The 17,377-nt window shown below is 61.2% G+C and carries 15 protein-coding genes and 1 pseudogene; 8 read left to right on the top strand and 8 right to left on the bottom strand.

What is annotated here, in order from left to right; translation table 11 throughout:
* Positions 1-1,902, top strand: coding sequence for a cobaltochelatase subunit CobT (gene cobT / locus CHC01_RS28905; protein WP_089267771.1), 1,902 nt, complete (start codon positions 1-3; stop codon positions 1,900-1,902).
* A gap of 51 nt (positions 1,903-1,953) precedes the next feature.
* Complete coding sequence (locus tag CHC01_RS28900) at positions 1,954-3,006, top strand: esterase-like activity of phytase family protein (protein ID WP_089267770.1); 1,053 nt, start codon at positions 1,954-1,956, stop codon at positions 3,004-3,006.
* Between the two features lie 4 nt (positions 3,007-3,010).
* Here CHC01_RS28900 and CHC01_RS28895 read toward each other — a convergent pair whose 3' ends face one another.
* The 3 genes from CHC01_RS28895 to CHC01_RS28885 form a co-directional block, all read right to left on the bottom strand.
* A complete protein-coding gene (locus CHC01_RS28895; RefSeq protein ID WP_089267769.1) occupies positions 3,011-5,740 on the bottom strand; it encodes a bifunctional diguanylate cyclase/phosphodiesterase in 2,730 nt (909 codons plus the stop codon).
* 125 nt (positions 5,741-5,865) lie between these two features.
* Positions 5,866-7,356 carry a sensor domain-containing diguanylate cyclase gene (locus CHC01_RS28890; RefSeq protein WP_089267768.1) on the bottom strand — a complete coding sequence of 497 codons (1,491 nt, stop codon included), beginning with the start codon at positions 7,354-7,356 and terminating at the stop codon, positions 5,866-5,868.
* A 241-nt stretch (positions 7,357-7,597) separates the two neighbouring features.
* On the bottom strand, positions 7,598-8,347 hold the full coding sequence (locus CHC01_RS28885; protein WP_089267767.1) for an SDR family NAD(P)-dependent oxidoreductase: 750 nt from the start codon (positions 8,345-8,347) through the stop codon (positions 7,598-7,600).
* 349 nt (positions 8,348-8,696) lie between these two features.
* Here CHC01_RS28885 and CHC01_RS28875 point away from each other — a divergent pair, with 349 nt between their 5' ends.
* Positions 8,697-9,623, top strand: a complete 927-nt coding sequence (locus tag CHC01_RS28875; protein WP_231078897.1) for an AraC family transcriptional regulator — start codon at positions 8,697-8,699, stop codon at positions 9,621-9,623.
* A 303-nt stretch (positions 9,624-9,926) separates the two neighbouring features.
* Positions 9,927-10,559, top strand: coding sequence for an HAD-IA family hydrolase (locus CHC01_RS28870; protein WP_176454738.1), 633 nt, complete (start codon positions 9,927-9,929; stop codon positions 10,557-10,559).
* A gap of 220 nt (positions 10,560-10,779) precedes the next feature.
* On the opposite strand, the gene CHC01_RS28865 is transcribed toward CHC01_RS28870, so the two are convergent.
* Positions 10,780-11,112 (bottom strand): PepSY domain-containing protein, encoded by a 333-nt coding sequence (locus tag CHC01_RS28865; protein ID WP_068729486.1) that lies wholly within the window; start codon positions 11,110-11,112, stop codon positions 10,780-10,782.
* A gap of 119 nt (positions 11,113-11,231) precedes the next feature.
* The gene (locus CHC01_RS28860; RefSeq protein WP_283805468.1) at positions 11,232-11,528 is read right to left on the bottom strand and encodes a DUF2283 domain-containing protein; all 297 of its coding nucleotides are present in this window, start codon (positions 11,526-11,528) and stop codon (positions 11,232-11,234) included.
* A gap of 131 nt (positions 11,529-11,659) precedes the next feature.
* Between CHC01_RS28860 and CHC01_RS28855 the strand changes: the two genes are divergently transcribed.
* The 4 genes and pseudogenes from CHC01_RS28855 to CHC01_RS33360 form a co-directional block, all read left to right on the top strand.
* Positions 11,660-12,103 (top strand): SRPBCC family protein, encoded by a 444-nt coding sequence (locus tag CHC01_RS28855; protein WP_089267764.1) that lies wholly within the window; start codon positions 11,660-11,662, stop codon positions 12,101-12,103.
* Between the two features lie 62 nt (positions 12,104-12,165).
* Complete coding sequence (locus CHC01_RS28850; RefSeq protein ID WP_089267763.1) at positions 12,166-12,819, top strand: dihydrofolate reductase family protein; 654 nt, start codon at positions 12,166-12,168, stop codon at positions 12,817-12,819.
* A gap of 331 nt (positions 12,820-13,150) precedes the next feature.
* Positions 13,151-13,417 carry a hypothetical protein gene (locus CHC01_RS28845; RefSeq protein ID WP_089267858.1) on the top strand — a complete coding sequence of 89 codons (267 nt, stop codon included), beginning with the start codon at positions 13,151-13,153 and terminating at the stop codon, positions 13,415-13,417.
* Between the two features lie 193 nt (positions 13,418-13,610).
* Positions 13,611-13,754, top strand: a pseudogene (locus CHC01_RS33360) (helix-turn-helix domain-containing protein); the annotation flags it as partial.
* Positions 13,755-13,860: 106 nt separating this feature from the next.
* Here CHC01_RS33360 and CHC01_RS28835 read toward each other — a convergent pair.
* From CHC01_RS28835 to CHC01_RS28825, 3 genes are read right to left on the bottom strand one after another with little or no spacing between them, the layout of a single operon-like run.
* Positions 13,861-14,418, bottom strand: coding sequence for a Mov34/MPN/PAD-1 family protein (locus tag CHC01_RS28835; protein WP_141137196.1), 558 nt, complete (start codon positions 14,416-14,418; stop codon positions 13,861-13,863).
* Positions 14,370-16,004, bottom strand: a complete 1,635-nt coding sequence (locus CHC01_RS28830; RefSeq protein ID WP_089267761.1) for a ThiF family adenylyltransferase — start codon at positions 16,002-16,004, stop codon at positions 14,370-14,372. The genes CHC01_RS28835 and CHC01_RS28830 overlap by 49 nt, the downstream gene beginning before the upstream one ends.
* Positions 16,005-16,008: 4 nt before the next feature.
* Entirely contained in the window at positions 16,009-17,202 is a 1,194-nt protein-coding gene (locus CHC01_RS28825) for a CBASS cGAMP synthase (protein WP_089267760.1), read from the bottom strand.
* Positions 17,203-17,377 lie beyond the last annotated feature (175 nt).

Below are 17,377 nucleotides of genomic sequence, written 5' to 3'. Positions count from 1 at the left end.
ATGAGCACGACGACGACCAACAAATTCCGCCCCGGCTCCAAGGAAGCGCCGACCGAGCCGTTCAAGCGCGCGGTGACGTCGTGTTTGCGCGCCATCGCCAAAGCGCCCGAGCTTGAAGTGACCTTCGCGGCCGAGCGGCCGGGTCTCTCACCGGGCAAAGCCCGTCTTCCTGAACCCGCGCGAAAAATGAGCAAGCGCGACGCCGCCATCGTGCGCGGCCACGCGGATTCGATCGCGCTCAAACTCGCCTGTCACGATCCCAAGGTTCACCGCAAGCTGATGCCGGGCAATCCACAGGCGCGCGGCGTGTTCGAAGCCGTCGAGCAGGCCCGCGTGGAAGCGCTCGGGTCGCGCCGCATGGCCGGCGTGGCCAAGAACCTCACGGCGATGCTCGACGATCATTTCCATCGCGGCAAGTTCGACGAGATCACCGACCGCGCCGATGCGCCGCTGGCCGACGCGCTGGCGATGCTGGTGCGCGAGCGTTTGACCGGCATGGCGCCGCCGGCCGCCGCGAAGAAGATGGTCGACCTCTGGCGGCCGGTTCTCGAAGACAAGATCAGCGATCGCCTCGACCAGCTTGATCGGTTCGCGGAGAACCAAGCCAAGTTCGGCGATGCCGTGCATGACCTGCTGTCGGCGCTGGAGCTCGGCGACGACCGCAATGCCGAACCGGATGACGAGGAGAGCGAGGACGACGAGCGCCAGGGCGAGAACGATCAGGCCGGTGCCGAAGGCTCGCCGGAGAGTGACGCCTCGCAGGAAATGAGCGCCGATCAGGCGCAGCAGTCGTCCGACGAAATGTCGGACAGTTCGATGGAGAGCGCGCAGGCCTCCGCATCGGACACGTTCGACGAAGACGGCGAGATAGGCGACGACGAAACGCCCGGCGAAGCTACGCGTCCGAATTCGCGCGGCGCGAACGAGCCGCGCGGTCCCGAATATCACGCCTTCGCGCCGAAATTCGACGAGGTCATCGCCGCCGAAGACCTCTGCGATCACGACGAGCTCGAGCGGCTGCGCTCCTATCTGGACAAGCAGCTCGCACACCTGCAGGGCGTGGTCGCACGCCTCGCCAATCGGCTTCAACGTAAGCTCATGGCGCAGCAGAACCGCGCCTGGGACTTCGACCTCGAGGAAGGCATCCTCGATCCCGCGCGCCTGTCGCGCGTGGTGACCGACCCGCATCATCCGCTGTCCTTCATGCATGAGAAGGAAGCGACGTTCCGCGATACGGTGGTGACGCTGCTGCTGGACAATTCCGGCTCGATGCGCGGGCGCCCGATCACCGTGGCTGCGACCTGCGCCGACATTCTCGCACGCACGTTGGAGCGCTGCGGCGTCAAGGTCGAGATTCTCGGCTTCACGACGCGTGCGTGGAAGGGCGGGCAGTCGCGCGAGGCGTGGCTCGGCGCCGGCAAGCCGGCCAATCCCGGCCGCCTCAACGATCTCCGCCACATCATCTACAAGTCGGCCGATGCGCCGTGGCGCCGCGCGCGCAAGAATCTCGGCTTGATGATGCGCGAAGGTCTGCTCAAGGAGAACATCGACGGCGAGGCGCTCGACTGGGCGCACAAGCGCCTGCTCGGCCGTCCCGAGCAGCGCAAGATCCTGATGATGATTTCCGACGGCGCGCCGGTGGACGACAGCACATTGTCGGTCAATCCCGGCAACTATCTGGAGCGCCACCTGCGTCATATCATCGAAGAGATCGAGACCCGCTCGCCGGTCGAATTGATCGCCATCGGCATCGGCCATGACGTGACGCGCTACTATCGCCGCGCCGTGACCATCGTCGACGCCGAAGAGCTCGGTGGCGCCATCACCGAGAAGCTGGCTGAATTGTTCAGCGAGACGGCGGGACCGGCGCCGACCCATGGTCGGCGACGCAAGACGCATTAGGCTTTACAGGATGGGTTTTGCTTTGCTCTACCCATCCTCCGGGGCCATCGCTTGACTGCTCATCTCACCCGTCGTCACTTTCTTGCAGTCGCGGCTTCAGCAGCCGCGCTGCCATCTCTTGCCCGTGCGCAGCCCGTGCTGGCGCCGGCAACGCCATCGGCCCGTGCGCCGGTGTCGATCGAGATCGAAGCGCGGCCGATCCCGGCTTTCGATACGCGCGACCGCGCGCATACACGGTTCGGGTCGCTGCAATATCGCAGCGGATTGGTCCTGACGTCGCGCTACAAGGACTTCGGCGGCATCTCCGGTCTTCGCCTGGACGACAAGGGCGAGGGTTTCATCGCCATCAGCGACAAGGGCAACTGGTTTACCGGCAAGATCGCCTATAGCGGCGATGCCATGGTCGGCATTGTCGATGTCGAGGCGGCGCCGATGCTGGGCGCCGACGGCAGGCCGATCACCGCGCGCGGCTGGTACGATACCGAGTCCATCGCGGTGGACGGACCGACGGTCTATATCGGCCTCGAACGCGTGCACCAGATCCTGAAATTCGACTTCGGCCGCGATGGCGTGCGCGCCCGGGGCGAACCGATCCCGCAGCCGCCGGGCATGCGCAAGCTGCCCAGCAATGGCAGTCTCGAAGCCCTGGTGATGGTGCGCAGGGACAGGTTCAAGACCTCGCCGCTGGCCGGCATGCTGCTGGCGATCTCGGAGCGCGGGCTCGACAGCGCCGGCAACATCTCAGCCTGGATCATTGGCGGCAAGGCACCTGCAACATTCTCGGTCCGCCGCACCAAGAATTACGACATCAGCGATGCGGCGCTGCTGCCATCCGGCGATCTGCTGCTGCTGGAACGCAAGTTCTCGCTGTTCGGCGATACCGGCGTCCGCATCCGCCGCATTCTCCTCGCATCGATCGTGCCGGAGGCCGTCATCGACGGTCCCACCATCTTCGATGCGGATCTCGGCTACGAGATCGACAATTTCGAAGGGCTCGATGTCCATGTGACGCCGGAGGGCGACACGGTGCTGACGCTGATCTCGGACGACAATTTCTCGATGCTGCAGCGAACTCTGCTGATGCAGTTCACGCTGCTGGAATAGGCGATCAGGCCGCAGCCTCGGACTGCTTGGCCTGATGGGCGATCAACAGATCCCGCAATTCTGCTGCGGGCTTGGCGGGGCTGAACAGATAGCCCTGCATCTCGGTGCAGCCGAGCGCGCGCAGCAGCTCCTTCTGCCGGGGCGTCTCGACGCCTTCGGCCGTCGTCGTCATGTTGCGCGAACTCGCGATATTCACCACGGCCTGCACGATGGAGGACGACCCCTGTGCATCGGCGATATCGGTCACGAAACAACGGTCGATCTTGATCTTGTCGAACGGGAAACGCTGCAGATAGCTCAGGCTGGAATAGCCGGTGCCGAAATCGTCCAGCGCAATGCGCACGCCGATCTCGCGTAGCCCGTGCAGGATTTCCAGTGCGGTCTCGTCGTCGCGGATCAGCACGGCCTCGGTAATTTCGAGCTCCAGTCGCCGCGCCGGCAGTCCGGACGCGGCGAGGGCGGAGGTCACCTTCAGGGCGAGCGACGCGCAGCGGAACTGAACCGGCGAGACATTGACCGCCACCCGGATGTCGTCGGGCCAGTTGGCAGCCTCGGCGCAGGCGGTGTTCATCACCCATTCGCCGAGCTCATTGATGATGCCGATATCTTCGGCGACCGGAATGAACTCGGCCGGCGAGATCATGCCGCGTTCGGGATGACGCCAGCGCAGTAGGGCCTCGCAGCCCACGATGGTGTCGTCGCGCAGCGTCAGCAGCGGTTGATAATAGACTTCGAAGCCGCCTTTGGCGAAGCCGCCATCACCGGCCGCGTGACGCAGTTCAAGCTCCAGCGAGCGACGGGCCTGCACCCGCGCATCCATTTCGGGCTCGAAGAAGCGGAAAGTGCGGCGGCCGTCGGCCTTGGCGCCATACATCGCAAGGTCGGCGTTCTTCAGCAGCGTATCGAGGTCTGCGCCGTCGCGCGGCGCCAGCGCGATGCCGATCGACGCGTCGGTGAGCAGGCTGTGGCCGAGACAATCGAATGGCTGGCGGATCGCATCATAGATGCGGCCGACAAGATCCGTGATATCGGAATGGCTCTCCACACCGGTCTGCACGATGGCGAATTCGTCGCCGCCGAGCCGCGCCACCACGTCGGAGCTGCGCACGCAGCCGCGCAGCCGCAGTGCAATGCCCTTGAGCAGTTCGTCGCCGACGGGATGGCCGAGCGAGTCGTTGATGCCCTTGAATTCGTCGATGTCGATATAGAGCACCGCGCATTGCGCGCCGCGCGCGACGCGCTTCAATTCGCGTTCGAGTTCGTTGCGGAACAGCGTGCGGTTCGGCAGGTCGGTCAGCGCATCGTAATGCGCCAGATGCGCGATCTTCTCCTCGGCATTGCGCCGTTCGGTGATGTCTTCATGGGTCGCGACCCAGCCGCCGTCGGCCACCGGTCGCGACGAAATCTGGATGGTGCGGCCATCGGCGGTCTGCATGATCTGGATGTGCGACCGCCCGACGTCGGGCAACACTTCCGCCACATAGGCGTCAACGCTGCCAGCGAAGGAGCCCGTTTCCTTGCGATGCGCGATCACGTCACGGAACGGACGGCCGGGTGTGATGACCTCGCGCGATAGACCGTACATGTCGAGATAGCGCTGATTGCACACCACCACGCGTGCCTGCGCATCGAACAGCAGCAGGCCTTGCGTCATGTTGTTGATGGCGGTGTCGAGGCGGTTCTTCTCCAGCGTCATCTGCAACTGCGCTGCACGGCTCTGCCGCTGGATGTGACGGATCATCAGATAAAGCAGGCCAGCCAGGATCAGGGCCGACAGTGACGCGAGGATCACGAGAAATTTGGTCTGGTCGCGCCAGTTGGCCAGTGTGCCCTCGACCGTCGTGGTTGCGACCAGCGCGACCGGAAAGTTTTGCAGCAGGCGGATCGAGCCGAGCCGATCGATATTGTCGATGGGGCTGACGGTGCGGATGGTTGCGGGCGCGTCGCTGAAGCGCAGATGCTGCAGCAGCGGGCCGCTATTGAAAACCTTGCCGATCGAAGAGGGCGTCTGCGGGTAGCGCGCCAGCAAGGTGCCATCGCGGTGGAACATCGCAATGGTCGCGTTCTCGCCGAGCGTGACGGAGGCAAAGAACTTCTCGAACTGATGGGGCTCGACGCTGCGTGTCACGACGCCGAAGAACTCGCCCTTCGGGCCTAGAATACGGCGTGCAAACAGCGTCTTCCACTTGCCAGTGATGCGGCTCAGGACCGGCTGTACGATCTCGTCGTCAAAAGTGAGGTCTTGCGATTTGAGTTTCTGGAAATATTCACGGTCGGCCAGCACCAGATCCGGTCCGGGCCAGGCTCCTGTCCAGTTGACCAGACGGCCTTCGGCGTCGAGTACGGTGATGTCGTTGGCGAATTCATCATCCAGCTTCGACTTCAGCATCATGTGGGATTCGTAGCTCGACATGCTGCTGGCAAAGCTGTGCACCGACATCACGCCGTTGGCGAGAAGATGAGCCGTGAGGCTCTTCTGGATGCGCTGGAGATCCTGGAACTGCTGATCGAAATGCCGGCTGAGCAGCAGCACGGTGTTTTCAAGTTCGCGGTTGGAATTGTCGATGGTGCGCTGACGGAAATTGTTCACAGTCATCGCCGTGCCGGCGGCAATGGTGACGATCAGCACGGCGCCAACGAGCACGAGCCAGCGCACCGGCGCGCGGCGTGTCGTTGAGCGCCCATCGCCATGCTCGGCGGCGCCCGGCGCTGAAACGCGCACGTCGTTCGTCATTCGCCTCCCCAGCAGCCGCATGAATTCCTACCCCTCGTGCATAGGAATACCCGAGCAAGGGTGGAAGACGCGTTAGGAAGTCAGGTGAACCGCGGGTTAATTACAACCGTACAAATGGTATCTGCTTACGCCGCAAGGCTTTTCTGCTGCGGTGCGACCGGCCATGTCTGGTTGCGACCGTGCGCTTTTGCGGCATAGAGCGCACTGTCGGCATTGCTGATCAGGTCGTTCGACGTGGTCAGCGATGACGGCACGAGACACGCTGCACCGACGCTGATCGTCGTCGTGGTCATGCCGTCGCGCTCGAGATGGCCGACTTCGACGCGGATCCGTTCGCCGAGCTCGATGGCGTCGGCGAGGGAGAGGCCCGGCAGGATCAGCGCGAATTCCTCGCCGCCATAGCGCGCGGCGCAATCGCTGGCGCGTTTGGCATGCCGGGCGATGCTCCAGGCGATCCCGCACAGAACGAGGTCACCGGCTTGATGGCCGAAATTGTCGTTGAACACCTTGAAATGGTCGGCGTCGATCATCAGCAGCGAGATCGGTGCGCGGGCGCGCTGGGCGCGCTGCCATTCCTTGTCCATGACCACGTCGAAATGACGTCGGTTGGCGAGACCGGTGAGGCCGTCGGTCATGGCGAGGCGCGCCATCCTGTCTTCCATCTCGCCGCGCTTGCCCATCTCGCGCGCCAGGATCAGCATCAGCGCGCAGGCGATCAGGCCGAGTGCGGCCATGGCGCCGCCGATCTGCAGCGCTTCCTTGCGCCACTGGCCGAAGATCACGTCGGTGGACCGCCCCACCATCACGATCAGCGGGTGGGAGCCTTCACGCCAGACAAAAAGACGCCGCACGCCGTCAGTCGCGGAATCGCCGATATGGGAGCCGGAGAAATAGGCCAGCGCTTTCTGTACGCCCGGGACCCGACTGAGATCGCGGCCGATGATCTCCATGTCGAACGGTGCGCGCATGATCAACACGCCGTCCTGCCGGATGACGGAAATCACGTCGTTCGGCTCGAGCTGCAAGCGATCGGCGATCTCGTGGAAATAGCTGTAGCGGATGAAGCCGGCGACGATGCCCAGAAAAGTTCCGTCGCGCGCCGCGATGCGGCGGCTCAGCACGATGCCGTAACTGCCCTGATGCAGCATCGGCTTGGAGATATAGAGGCCGAACAGCGGATCGCGCTTGTGGACCTTGAAGAATTCCTCATCGGTGAAATTCTGCGGCTTCGGATCCAGCGTCGACGAATCCAGCGTCACGTTGCCGGCGACGTCCGTGACCTGGATGGCGCCGAAGTGGCGCGCGGTGGCGGCGTGGTCGAACAGGATCAGTTGCCGCATCGGCCGCGAAATCTCGACCAGTTCCGGCGAGGTCATGTTGCTGACCACGTTGCGCAGCGACAGATCGTAAAGTTCCACATTGCGGGCGACATCGGCATCGATGCTGGAGGCGAGGTTGCCGAGCGTCTGGTGCGCCAGCTTCTCGTCGCCGCGCCGCATGCTGAGCAGTACGCTGCCGCAGATGACTGTGAATCCGACAACGACGATCGCCGCAGCGGCCAGCAGCCAGCGCGGGGAGATCCGGCGGGTCGTCTCGGATGTATTACGGGCCAGCATTGGCTTTCGTCGATCAAAAAGGACTGCGTTACAATCACCGACGCATAGCATCAGAACCGGTAATTCTTTGACAGCTACGCGGTGATCAACAGTTTCGTTTCGCCGTTTTGTGACGGGCGGTTAATAGGATGTGAAAGAAATCGAGACGCTTTGGCCGGCGAATGCGCAAAAAGAAATATGGGCGTGCCGCGCAGGCACGCCCACAAGCGTCGGGAGGAACCTGGGAAAGCGGGTTCCCGCATCACCGCATGGCGCCGGCCACCATGATGTCGCGGCCGGAACGATCAGCCCTGTCGTCGCAGGTCAGCGCCACGGCGATGTCGGCGATGCCTTCAGTTGTGTGGTTGCGCGCGGCGGGCAAAGCGATGAACTGCCGGTTCCGCACGCTGCCGTCGAGCACGTCGATGGCGGCGGGTTCCTCCGGGCCGAGCATGCCGGGCGCGATGGTGCTGACGCGGACATTGCGCGTGCCATAGGCGCGGGACAATCCGCGCGTCATGGCATCGATGGCGGCGTCGGCGCCGGGGTCCGGCAGCGATGCGGGCGCTGTCGGAATGCCATCGAGCGCGGTGAGATTGACGATGCTGCCGCCGGCGACGCCGAACATCCGCACCGCCTCCTGGCACAGCAGCATGGCGCCGAACACCTTCAGCTCGCGCTGCCGGTGCAACTCGTCCTCGGACACCACGTCCGCCACCTCGCTGCGCGCGAGGGCGCCGTTATTGACGAGAATATCGAGCCGGCCGAAGGTCGCCGCGATTTCCTCATAGAGCCGCCGCACGTCCGGCCAGCGGGCGATGTCGCCCTGGACGGCGATGGCCCGGCCGCCGCGCCACACGATTTCGGCGACCACGCGCGCCGCGCCGCGGGGATCGTCCGCGTGATGCACGATCACCGCCGCGCCTTCTGCGCCGAAGCGCCGCGCAATGCCCGCGCCGATGCCGTCCGCGGCGCCGGTCACGAGCGCAACTTTTCCTGCCAGTCTTGTCATGGCATGTCCTTAGATCTGGATGATGTCTGTCTTGATCGTCAGTCGTGTGCGTAGATTTTGAGGCGGAATCGATCCGGGCGTGATCGCGCCCCGACAACAGTCTGGACGCGCAATGCGGGGAGTTCGACCCGATACCCGTATGGCCTGGCAGATCCGAGGCCCGCGGGCGGCTCGCCGATCTGCTCTGTGGCTGACGCCGTTATCGCAAATGCAGCCGCGTCGGTGTTAGCGCGATCCTGCATCTGTTTTGCACGATCCTGCAAAAGTGATCCCGCAGCCATTTCCCTGCCACGGCACTGCACCTAGATACACCTCGGCATAAAAGGCCTGCCGCTTGAGGGGTTTGCGTGTGACCGAGACGATTCGTGAGATTGCCGACATCATTGCCCGTTACGCCGCCAATGGCAGCGACCATCCGACCGGCCTCGCCAGCCTCTATCTGAAGCGGCAGACCGAGCCGACGCAGCTCGTGCATACCGCGCAGTGGCCGTGTTTCGGCCTCGTGGCGCAGGGCGCCAAGCGGCTGCAACTGGGCACCGAGACCTACACCTATGCCGCCGGCGATTATGTGCTGGTGTCGCTCGATCTGCCGATGTCGTCCTGCATCGTCGAGGCCTCGGAAGCGCAGCCGCATCTCGGCATGGGCTTTGCGATCGATCCGCAACTGTTGAAGGAGGTGCTCGGCCGGTTCGGCAACGGTCATGCCGATGCGCCCGCGCATCCGCAGCTCCCCGAGCGCGGCGTCGTCGTCGCCAAGGCCTCCGCCGATCTGCTCGACGCCACGCTGCGGCTGCTGCGCCTGCTCGACCGGCCGCAGGACATTCCGGTGATGGCGCCGCTGCTCGAACAGGAAGTGCTGTATCGCCTGCTGGTCGGCCCTTACGGCGCGCGTCTGCGGCAGATCGCGCTGGCCGAGAGCCCGAGCAACAAGGTCGCCAAGGCCATTTCCTGGCTGCGCAGCAACTATGCCAGCCCGCTCCGCATCGAGGATCTCGCCGACCGCGTCGGCATGAGCGAGTCCTCGCTGCACCACAATTTCAAGACCGTCACCGCGATGACGCCGATGCAGTATCAGAAGCAGCTTCGTTTGCACGAGGCGCGCCGCCTGATGCTGGTGGAGCGGCTCGATGTCGGCAGCGCCGGCTATGCGGTCGGCTATCAGAGCCCGTCGCAATTCTCCCGCGAATATGCCCGGCTCTACGGCCAGCCCCCGATCCGCGACGTCGGCTCCGCGCGCGGCCCGGTGCTCGGAGGCGAGGCCCGCGTCGCGGGGTGACGTCGCTCTTTTCTTCCCCTCTCCCCCAGGCGAAGCGAAGCTTCGCTAGGCGGGAGAGGGTGGCGCGTAGCGCCGGGAGAGGGGGACTTTCCGCACGCGCGGAGTTCGCCCAGCCATACTCCGTCCTCTCCCCACGTCATTGCCGGGCAGCGCGAAGCGAGCTTCGCTAGATGACCCGGCAATCCACCTTAAGCCGCGAGCGCAGACGAAGATGGATACGCGGGTCAAGCCCGCGTATGACGTCGGAGTGTGAGGCGGCGTGGTCGATTCATAAAAGCGGCCGGGTAACAAAAGGGAACATTCATGATCTCTGCGGTGATCTTTGATTTCGGCGGGGTGATCACCTCCTCGCCCTTCGAGGCCTTTGCGCATTACGAGCAGAGCCATGGCCTGCCGAAGGACATCATCCGCCGCACCAATGCGGACAACCATTTCGAGAATGCCTGGGCGAAATTCGAGCGCGCCGAAATCGATCTCGCCACCTTCGACGCGCTGTTCGCTGCCGAGTCCAAAGCGCTCGGCGCCGAAGTGCCCGGCCGCGATGTGGTCAAGCTGCTGAAGGGCGAGATCCGCCCCGACATGGTCGAGGCGCTGCGCCGCATCAAGGCGGCGTTCAAGACCGGCTGCATCACCAACAACCTGCCGGCCAATGCGATGGGCTCCACCGACGGCCGCGCGCTCTATGTGGCCGAGGTGATGGTGCTGTTCGATCACGTGATCGAGTCCGCCAAGATCGGCCTGCGCAAGCCCGATCCGCGCATCTACACGATGATGACCGACAAACTGTCAGTCGATCCGAAACACTGCGTCTATCTCGACGACCTCGGCGTCAACCTCAAGCCCGCGCGCGAACTGGGGATGACCACGATCAAGGTGACATCCGCCGCGCAGGCGATCGCGGAGCTCGAAGCTGCGACGGGATTGAAGCTGACGTAAGCCGCGAACGCGGACAGCAGTGTTCCCTCCCCCTTGCGGGGAGGGTCAGGGTGGGGGTGCCCCAAGCTCTGATGTCACGTGTGGCACCCCCACCCCGGCCTATCGGCCGACCCTCCCCGCAAGGGGGAGGGAGTCTACCAGCCGCGGCGCGTCTCACATCAGTGCTACACAAAAACAAACGGCGCGCTCATCGCGCGCCGCTTGCTCACTTCCCACCCGATCAGATAATCGACCGATCCACATGACGCACTTCGCCGGTGCGCGCATCGATGTCGACCTGGATCCACTTGCCGTATTGATCGCGGCCCTCGATCTCCCATTCGTTGTCGTCGAAATGGGTGTTCTGCACCGTCACCACGCCGATCCCCGAGGCGATCGCCAGCGCATCCTGCAGCGTCAGCGGGCCCGATGGCACCACCACGGCGGCTCGCGGGGCGGGCTGCCGCATATAGACGTCGGCGGCGAAGGCCGGCGCCGCGACGCCAATCGCGCCCGCCAGTGCCAGCGGAAGCAAGGCCTTCGAAAATACGGCCTTCTTCAAAATCTGTTGCATCGAAATCTCCTCATCTGTCCCACGCGCCGCATGCGGCGCAACCGGGTTAAGAACGGTGCACGCTGCACTGCGTTCCCGGAGGAAATGAGGCGATTTGGTGCGGGAAAAGCGGTGATGCGCTATGCTGGCAGCAGCACATCAGCACTCTCACGAATGAGATTTTTGGTCGAGGTCAGTGATGACAAAGAAAGCTGGCAAAGCGTTGGTGAAAAACCGCAACACCCGCGGGTGAGGGGCCTTGCGCTTACTCTGCTGCGCTCACCGCTGGCAGCGAACGTCTCGATTCGCGTGAGGTCGCGCTTGCCGGATGCCTGATCGATAGCGAAGCCCACCACATCGCCGTTGGCGTCGCGATCGACCACCAGCCCTGCGACGATTTCCCGGCTCCCGGCGCCGGGCGCATCCTTCAGCACGATATAGAGACTGTCAGGATTTTTATTCCGCTGAGATGTCGGGGCCTGGCGGGCCCGTTCGTCATGGATGTATCGGGCGGCGGAAGCTGCCCGCCGGACGACAACCGAAGTAACCGAGCCACAGGAAGAAGCCCATGCCCAGCACGATCCGTCTGCATCGCGTCATTGCCGCCAGGCCGCAGAAGCTCTATCGCGCGTTCCTCGAGCCTGACGCGATTGCGAGCTGGCTTCCGCCCTTCGGGTTCACATGCACCGTCCATGAGCTGGATGCGAAGGTCGGTGGCCATCACAGGATGTCATTCCGCAACTTCACCACGGGCGGCAGTCACTCCTTTGGCGGGACCTATCTGGAGCTCGTTCCCGGTGAGCGTCTCGTCTACACCGGCCGCTTCGATGATCCCAACCTGCCGGGCGAGATGAAGGTCACGGTGACGTTGAAGGCCGTGTCTGTCGGCACGGAGGTGAATATCGAGCAGCAGGGCGTGCCCGACGTGATCCCGCCCGAGGCCTGCTATCTCGGCTGGCAGGAATCCCTGCGCAAGCTCACGAAACTCGTCGAGCCCGAGATCAACCAGTAGCGCCGCCGTCGCTTCCGGAATGGTTTAAGGAAACGCGACCAACAGCAGAAGGAGCGCCAGCCATGTCACTCGCCCGTGTCCAACATGTCTCCGTCTCGCTCGACGGTTTCGCCACCGGCGAAGGCCAGAGCCTTGACGCGCCGTTCGGTCACGCCGGCGAGCGGCTGCACCAATGGATGTTCGCGACCCGATGGGGTCGCCAGATGCTCGGCCAGCCCGGCGGCACGGCGGGCATCGACGACGCGTTCCTGCGGCTGTTCGCGCCCGGGATCGGCGCCGAGATCATGGGCGCCAGGAAGTTCGGTCCTCCCACATGGCATGAGGATCCGGACTGGAAAGGCTGGTGGGGTCCCAACCCGCCGTTCCATACGCCGGTCTTCGTCCTCACCCATCATCCGCGCGCATCGATCGACATGGAGGGTGGCACGGTGTTCCACTTCATCGACGCTTCGCCTGCCGAGGCCCTTGAGACGGCCCGCGAGGCTGCGGCCGGCAAGGACGTGCGCATCGGCGGCGGTCCCACCACGATCCGCGACTTCCTTGCCGCCGGGCTCGTCGATCACATGCACATCGTGGTGGTTCCGATCCTGCTCGGCCGCGGCGTGCGCCTGTGGGATGGCGTGGAGGGTCTTGAGAAGGACTACGAGATCGAGACGACATCCTCTCCGGGCGGGGTCGCACACATGACATTCGCTCGAAAGCACAAACCGCTATGAGAAACGGCGCCAGAAACCGATCCCAGAATGCCATGTCGTCGAACTGCCGAAGGCGTTCGGTAACGGCGCGATCCACGACATGAGGAACCGATGGTCCGTTTGGCGTAAGGGAGTGCCGAGACCACCAGATCGATGATGAGCGTTTCGTCGCAGTCTGTGATCGGAATATTCGTAAAGCACCTCAGGTCGCGCCGGGGCAGCCTCGGGAGGCCGGGGCTGGCTGGCGCGATGCGCGGAAACTGCAATGTTGCAATGCGGTATTGAACTGTGCAATGCAGCAAAAGAAGTCTAGGCTCCCTCGTTCAATCCTACGAGGAGATTAACAGTGAAGATGACCTTATCGATCACCGTCGCGGCCGTGATCTCGATTGCGGGTGGCTGCGCCGGCTTCGCTGCGGAGTTGCCGACCTATGGATCGGCGGGTTTGCCGATATCGGCGGTGCAGGTTCGCGTGCTGGGAGCTGCGAACGTCCAGGAGCAGTCGGCGGCGCCAACCTCCACGGCGTCTCTGCATCAGCTGAGAGTTCTGGCACCGCGGACGGAAATGACGACCGCGACGGCACCAACCCGGACCGAAACCGCTCGCTCACTTCGTTGACCGGCACCTCGTACCGATATCACCGCGTCTTTCATTTTCGAAAGGGCTTCGCGTGCACATCAGGGCGGTGCCGCACCTCTCCCCGCCGGGGAGAGGTCGCCGCGTCTTCGCGGCGGTGAGGGGGCTCATGACAGACGGGCGATCCATCTGCTCAATGTTACCAATCCCGTGATATCTCTATCAGCAGGCCAATCTCAGCCAGGCGGTGTTTGCAAGCTACCTCAAGCTGACAGTCGGCTATGTGTCCACGCTCGAACGCGGCACGGAAAGCCCGAAAGGACCGACGCTCGTCCTGCTCGATCTCATCCGCCGCAAGGGCTTTGAGGCGATTCTTTGATTGCGATAAGAGCCGTGAGTTGCCAGCGCCGCGCGCGGGGCAACCGAGTTAAGAACGACGCGCGGCGCTGCGTTCCCGGAGGATGAGGCGATTTTGTGAGAGAAAACTAAATAGAGGAATCTTGGACCGCTCTGTTTCGCACTTGAAAAGCAATTCCATCCGCAGATCGTTCAACTTCCCGATACGTTATGGGCGTGCGTTCGTGCGGCACACAAAGGCCTATCCAACAGCTCTTCCAACCAACGATAAGAAAAACCATCGGCGCAGTCCGTTGCTCGGTGATTTCATTCCAGCTTCGAACATCAATGGATGAGGGAGTAGGGTCGTTCTCTGGGTGAGAGTGCCATTCGCCGATCCAATCAACGATATTACTCGACTGCTTCCACCGTTTAATAGCGATTTCGCTATGACCGTTGGCAGACCTGCAAAATGAAAACATTGTGCTGGAATCCCAGCGCATTGGACGGGTGGCTTCTGTAACTTCCAGATGAGGGCCGCGCCGTTTTCCAAGAAGTATGCCGCCACGTTCTTTGTCGTGGCCAAACGATCTTACATCGGAAACTATCTCTTCCAGTGCCCCAAGGGACACCAGAATAGTCGAAGAGATTTCGGTACTCATCCGTTGCATGCCCCGCAACTGTTGCTGCGCTTCGGAGATGTCCACTTAACATCGTTTCCTTCCGCGTGATTCAAAGTCACGGTACGCAGTCTTTGTCCCGGCTGATGTTCGGCCCAATCAAGAACTGCCCGTAAAGTAAGGGCCGCAGCAACAGTTGGAGCATCGGCTGAGAAGGGAACGTAGCCTGCTTCACCGCAATTAGCCGGCGCTATTTGTTGTGGCGCTTTAACGTCTTTGGCAGGCGATTGGCGCCAACTCCCTCCAAAAATAGGTTTCAAGCAGTGATAACAGGCCAAGCCGTCATTTAAGTTCAGGAAAGATTGAGCCGCAATGCCATTTCCAAATACCCAAGTGTGGAGAATAGCCAGCTCATCGCCTGATCTTTTTGAATTCATGCGCAATTCGTTGAGCGCCGTCGCAACATTGTAGTCTCCGGTTGCATCGATGATTAGGTCCGATCGCTCAATGCTTGACCAATCCTGAACCGCATTTCTATGGAATGGGGCAATCTGAACGTCAGGATGAAATTGGCCAAGATGCTCCGCGAGGGCGATCGCCTTTGGTTGCTCTAGGTCTGAGTACCCTAAGACATGACGACCCAAATTTCCGGGGCGAAGGATGTCGGTATCGTAGATATTGAAACGCTCTTCGCAACCCGCTCCCGATTGAACCAAGAGCTTCGCGAGGTGCCCGCCGATGGTACCGCATCCCACCATGGATATCTTTTTCTCAATCAGAGTTGTCTTGCCATATAGATTTCGCTTAACAACCTGCTTCAGATCGAGTTGAAGTCCTGTCATCTTCCTTAAGCCCACGTTTGAAAGCGAATTAACTAGCTGCTTGCGAAGAAAACTTTTGCGCACCCCGCTTGCACTTTTCAGTAGTTGTATGTTGGGAGGAAAGACGGGGTGCCAACCGATCAGAGCATTTGGCGAAACGACGAAAACTGGCTTTGAATCTGCGGCTGAGGTGATAATTTTCTCTTGTAGCCCTGCGGGACCGTTGGGTTGTCTTTTGATCCAGTCGATAAAATCAGCCAGATTTTCTGATTTAAAAGCTGGTGTATGTTTCAGCGTTGAATTGAACGAGATTGTCGTTGTTGGTTGGCGTGAAGAAGTCTTTGCGTTCTTCCATTTCCCGGTTGGGACAAGAGCTCTTTTTTGCTTTTCGCCAATCCCAAAAACAATCAACTCCGAATCAAATATGGCGTTGGTTTCTGACGAAGGGAGCGCCACGTAGATCGTGGTTCCTTTCCAGTATGAAGCTAGTTCTGCTTCGTATTCAGCAGTTGCTCCATCGGCAAAAGATCGCTCCAGCGTTTCCTTTGCCTCCTCTAAAACTCGTAATATCGATCCGCCAGGATTGTAAATGTCCAGCGGCAATCCGCCTTGACCAGTATAGCAGATCGTGTCGTCCGTGTTGACGTGCGCCAAATGCTGAACTGGCAACTCGTCTGCATCGATTAATCTGACAACTGGCAGTTCAGAGAAACTGAAATCAGAAATTTCAATTTCAACGATAACTTTGTTTCCGTAAGGAAAAACTGGACCGATGTAAGTTGATGGTGGATTCGAAAGTCGAAAGCCTTTCGCCTTCAGCGTCCTGTCAATTTCCCAAAGGGGCTCCCGCACGAAACTACCCCGATGTGGAAGCCGTGACCTTTGGAACAGGTGTAGCGACCGCTGCTTGTGCTATTACTGCCGCAGCAACCGGCGGAACGATTTTGATGACGTCCGGACGGTTCGGGATGCGGTCACCGAATGCCTTGCGGAGGGCGTCGACCACCAATTCTGCAACGCCCGTGTTTACCAAAGCATCAGTCATTCGCTCGGCAAGCGCATGTGCCGCCCGGACAATTTCTCTGCGGTCGTTCGCTGACCAATCGTTGAGAACTTTTTGCTGGCCTGGAAATGCAGGATTCAAGATTTCTCGTTCGAGAATGTCAGGTAATCGCTGCGAAATCTCGTAAACAACTTGATCGTCGCTAAGGCTGCGATGCGCGCCATTCATGTGTTCGAGCGCCTCGGCGATAGCCGCCATGATCGTAATCGAAGTAAGGCGCCCGTTGGACCAACGGAAATCCCGCCATCCTTTGAAGTAGCGGCACCCTCGTCGAAAAAGCTCGCCATATCGTTCAACGCAGCGATCTACCCATTCGTGCAGCGCTAGTGGATCCGATTGATCCCAGTCGCCATTGCGATGTGCGAGCATGATTTTGTCAGTAGGCAGCTTCGCGTACTCGTGACCAGCTCGCTTGAGGATGACCGAGTCAGCGCGAGCGTTAAGGGCCACGGCATCCATTGCGATCATTCGATCAGCAGGTGCTGAGTAGATTGGAATGTCGATGTGACTTTCAGCATCCAATACAACTCGGACACATGTTTCTTTGGATTTGTCGAGCTCCCAACCTTGTTCTTTGCAGAGCGAAGCGAGAGCCTCTTCGACAAGACTGAACAGTGCCTGCGCGACGAGTGCAGGCTTCCCATTCTGCAAGTACTCGACGCCGACATACATGCCGTCATCAAGGTCTAGTTGCTGAACGATCCGTAAAACTGGATCCACTAGCAGGTTGTAGGCAACAGAGCCTTGAGTAAAAAATTTAGGCGAGACTTCTGGCCGCGTGCGTCGCGCGCGAATTGCAAAGCTCGCATCCCAAAACTGGTCTTCGCTTCGGATCCGTTTGGCTTCTTCTCGAATTCTTTCTCGGATCAGACCTCGCGCCGCAAGCAGCTTTGCGTGCCTTGCGGGGCCAACCTGAAGAGCTTCATGATAGCTCTTGGTTTCTCGCAAACCGATGAACAACGCATTCGCATTCGCGAGAAACTTCATTGAGGCACCCCTTCAAGTTGCCTGGAAGAATCGGTCTTTCATTGTAGTTGATTCATACTCTAGCTTTCTATAGCATGTTCATGTTATGTTCAAATTATGCCCAACGAAATACCTAGTGGGGATAGTCGCGTGGCTCACCGCTATGGTGGGCTTGGCAATAACGTTTGCGAACCGA

Source organism: Tardiphaga sp. OK246, from assembly GCF_900188215.1.
GTDB classification, from domain to species: domain Bacteria; phylum Pseudomonadota; class Alphaproteobacteria; order Rhizobiales; family Xanthobacteraceae; genus Tardiphaga; species Tardiphaga robiniae.
This window is presented reverse-complemented; position numbering and strand designations above follow the sequence as displayed.

Excerpts from the sequence above, each read along its gene's own strand:
- cobT (WP_089267771.1), top strand. The coding sequence starts at position 1 with ATGAGCACGACGACGACCAACAAATTCCGCCCCGGCTCCAAGGAAGCG.
- CHC01_RS28895 (WP_089267769.1), bottom strand. The coding sequence starts at position 5,740 with ATGACGAACGACGTGCGCGTTTCAGCGCCGGGCGCCGCCGAGCATGGC.
- CHC01_RS28890 (WP_089267768.1), bottom strand. The coding sequence starts at position 7,356 with ATGCTGGCCCGTAATACATCCGAGACGACCCGCCGGATCTCCCCGCGC.
- CHC01_RS28885 (WP_089267767.1), bottom strand. The coding sequence starts at position 8,347 with ATGACAAGACTGGCAGGAAAAGTTGCGCTCGTGACCGGCGCCGCGGAC.
- CHC01_RS28870 (WP_176454738.1), top strand. The coding sequence starts at position 9,927 with ATGATCTCTGCGGTGATCTTTGATTTCGGCGGGGTGATCACCTCCTCG.
- CHC01_RS28865 (WP_068729486.1), bottom strand. The coding sequence starts at position 11,112 with ATGCAACAGATTTTGAAGAAGGCCGTATTTTCGAAGGCCTTGCTTCCG.
- CHC01_RS28855 (WP_089267764.1), top strand. The coding sequence starts at position 11,660 with ATGCCCAGCACGATCCGTCTGCATCGCGTCATTGCCGCCAGGCCGCAG.
- CHC01_RS28850 (WP_089267763.1), top strand. The coding sequence starts at position 12,166 with ATGTCACTCGCCCGTGTCCAACATGTCTCCGTCTCGCTCGACGGTTTC.
- CHC01_RS28845 (WP_089267858.1), top strand. The coding sequence starts at position 13,151 with ATGACCTTATCGATCACCGTCGCGGCCGTGATCTCGATTGCGGGTGGC.
- CHC01_RS28825 (WP_089267760.1), bottom strand. The coding sequence starts at position 17,202 with ATGAAGTTTCTCGCGAATGCGAATGCGTTGTTCATCGGTTTGCGAGAA.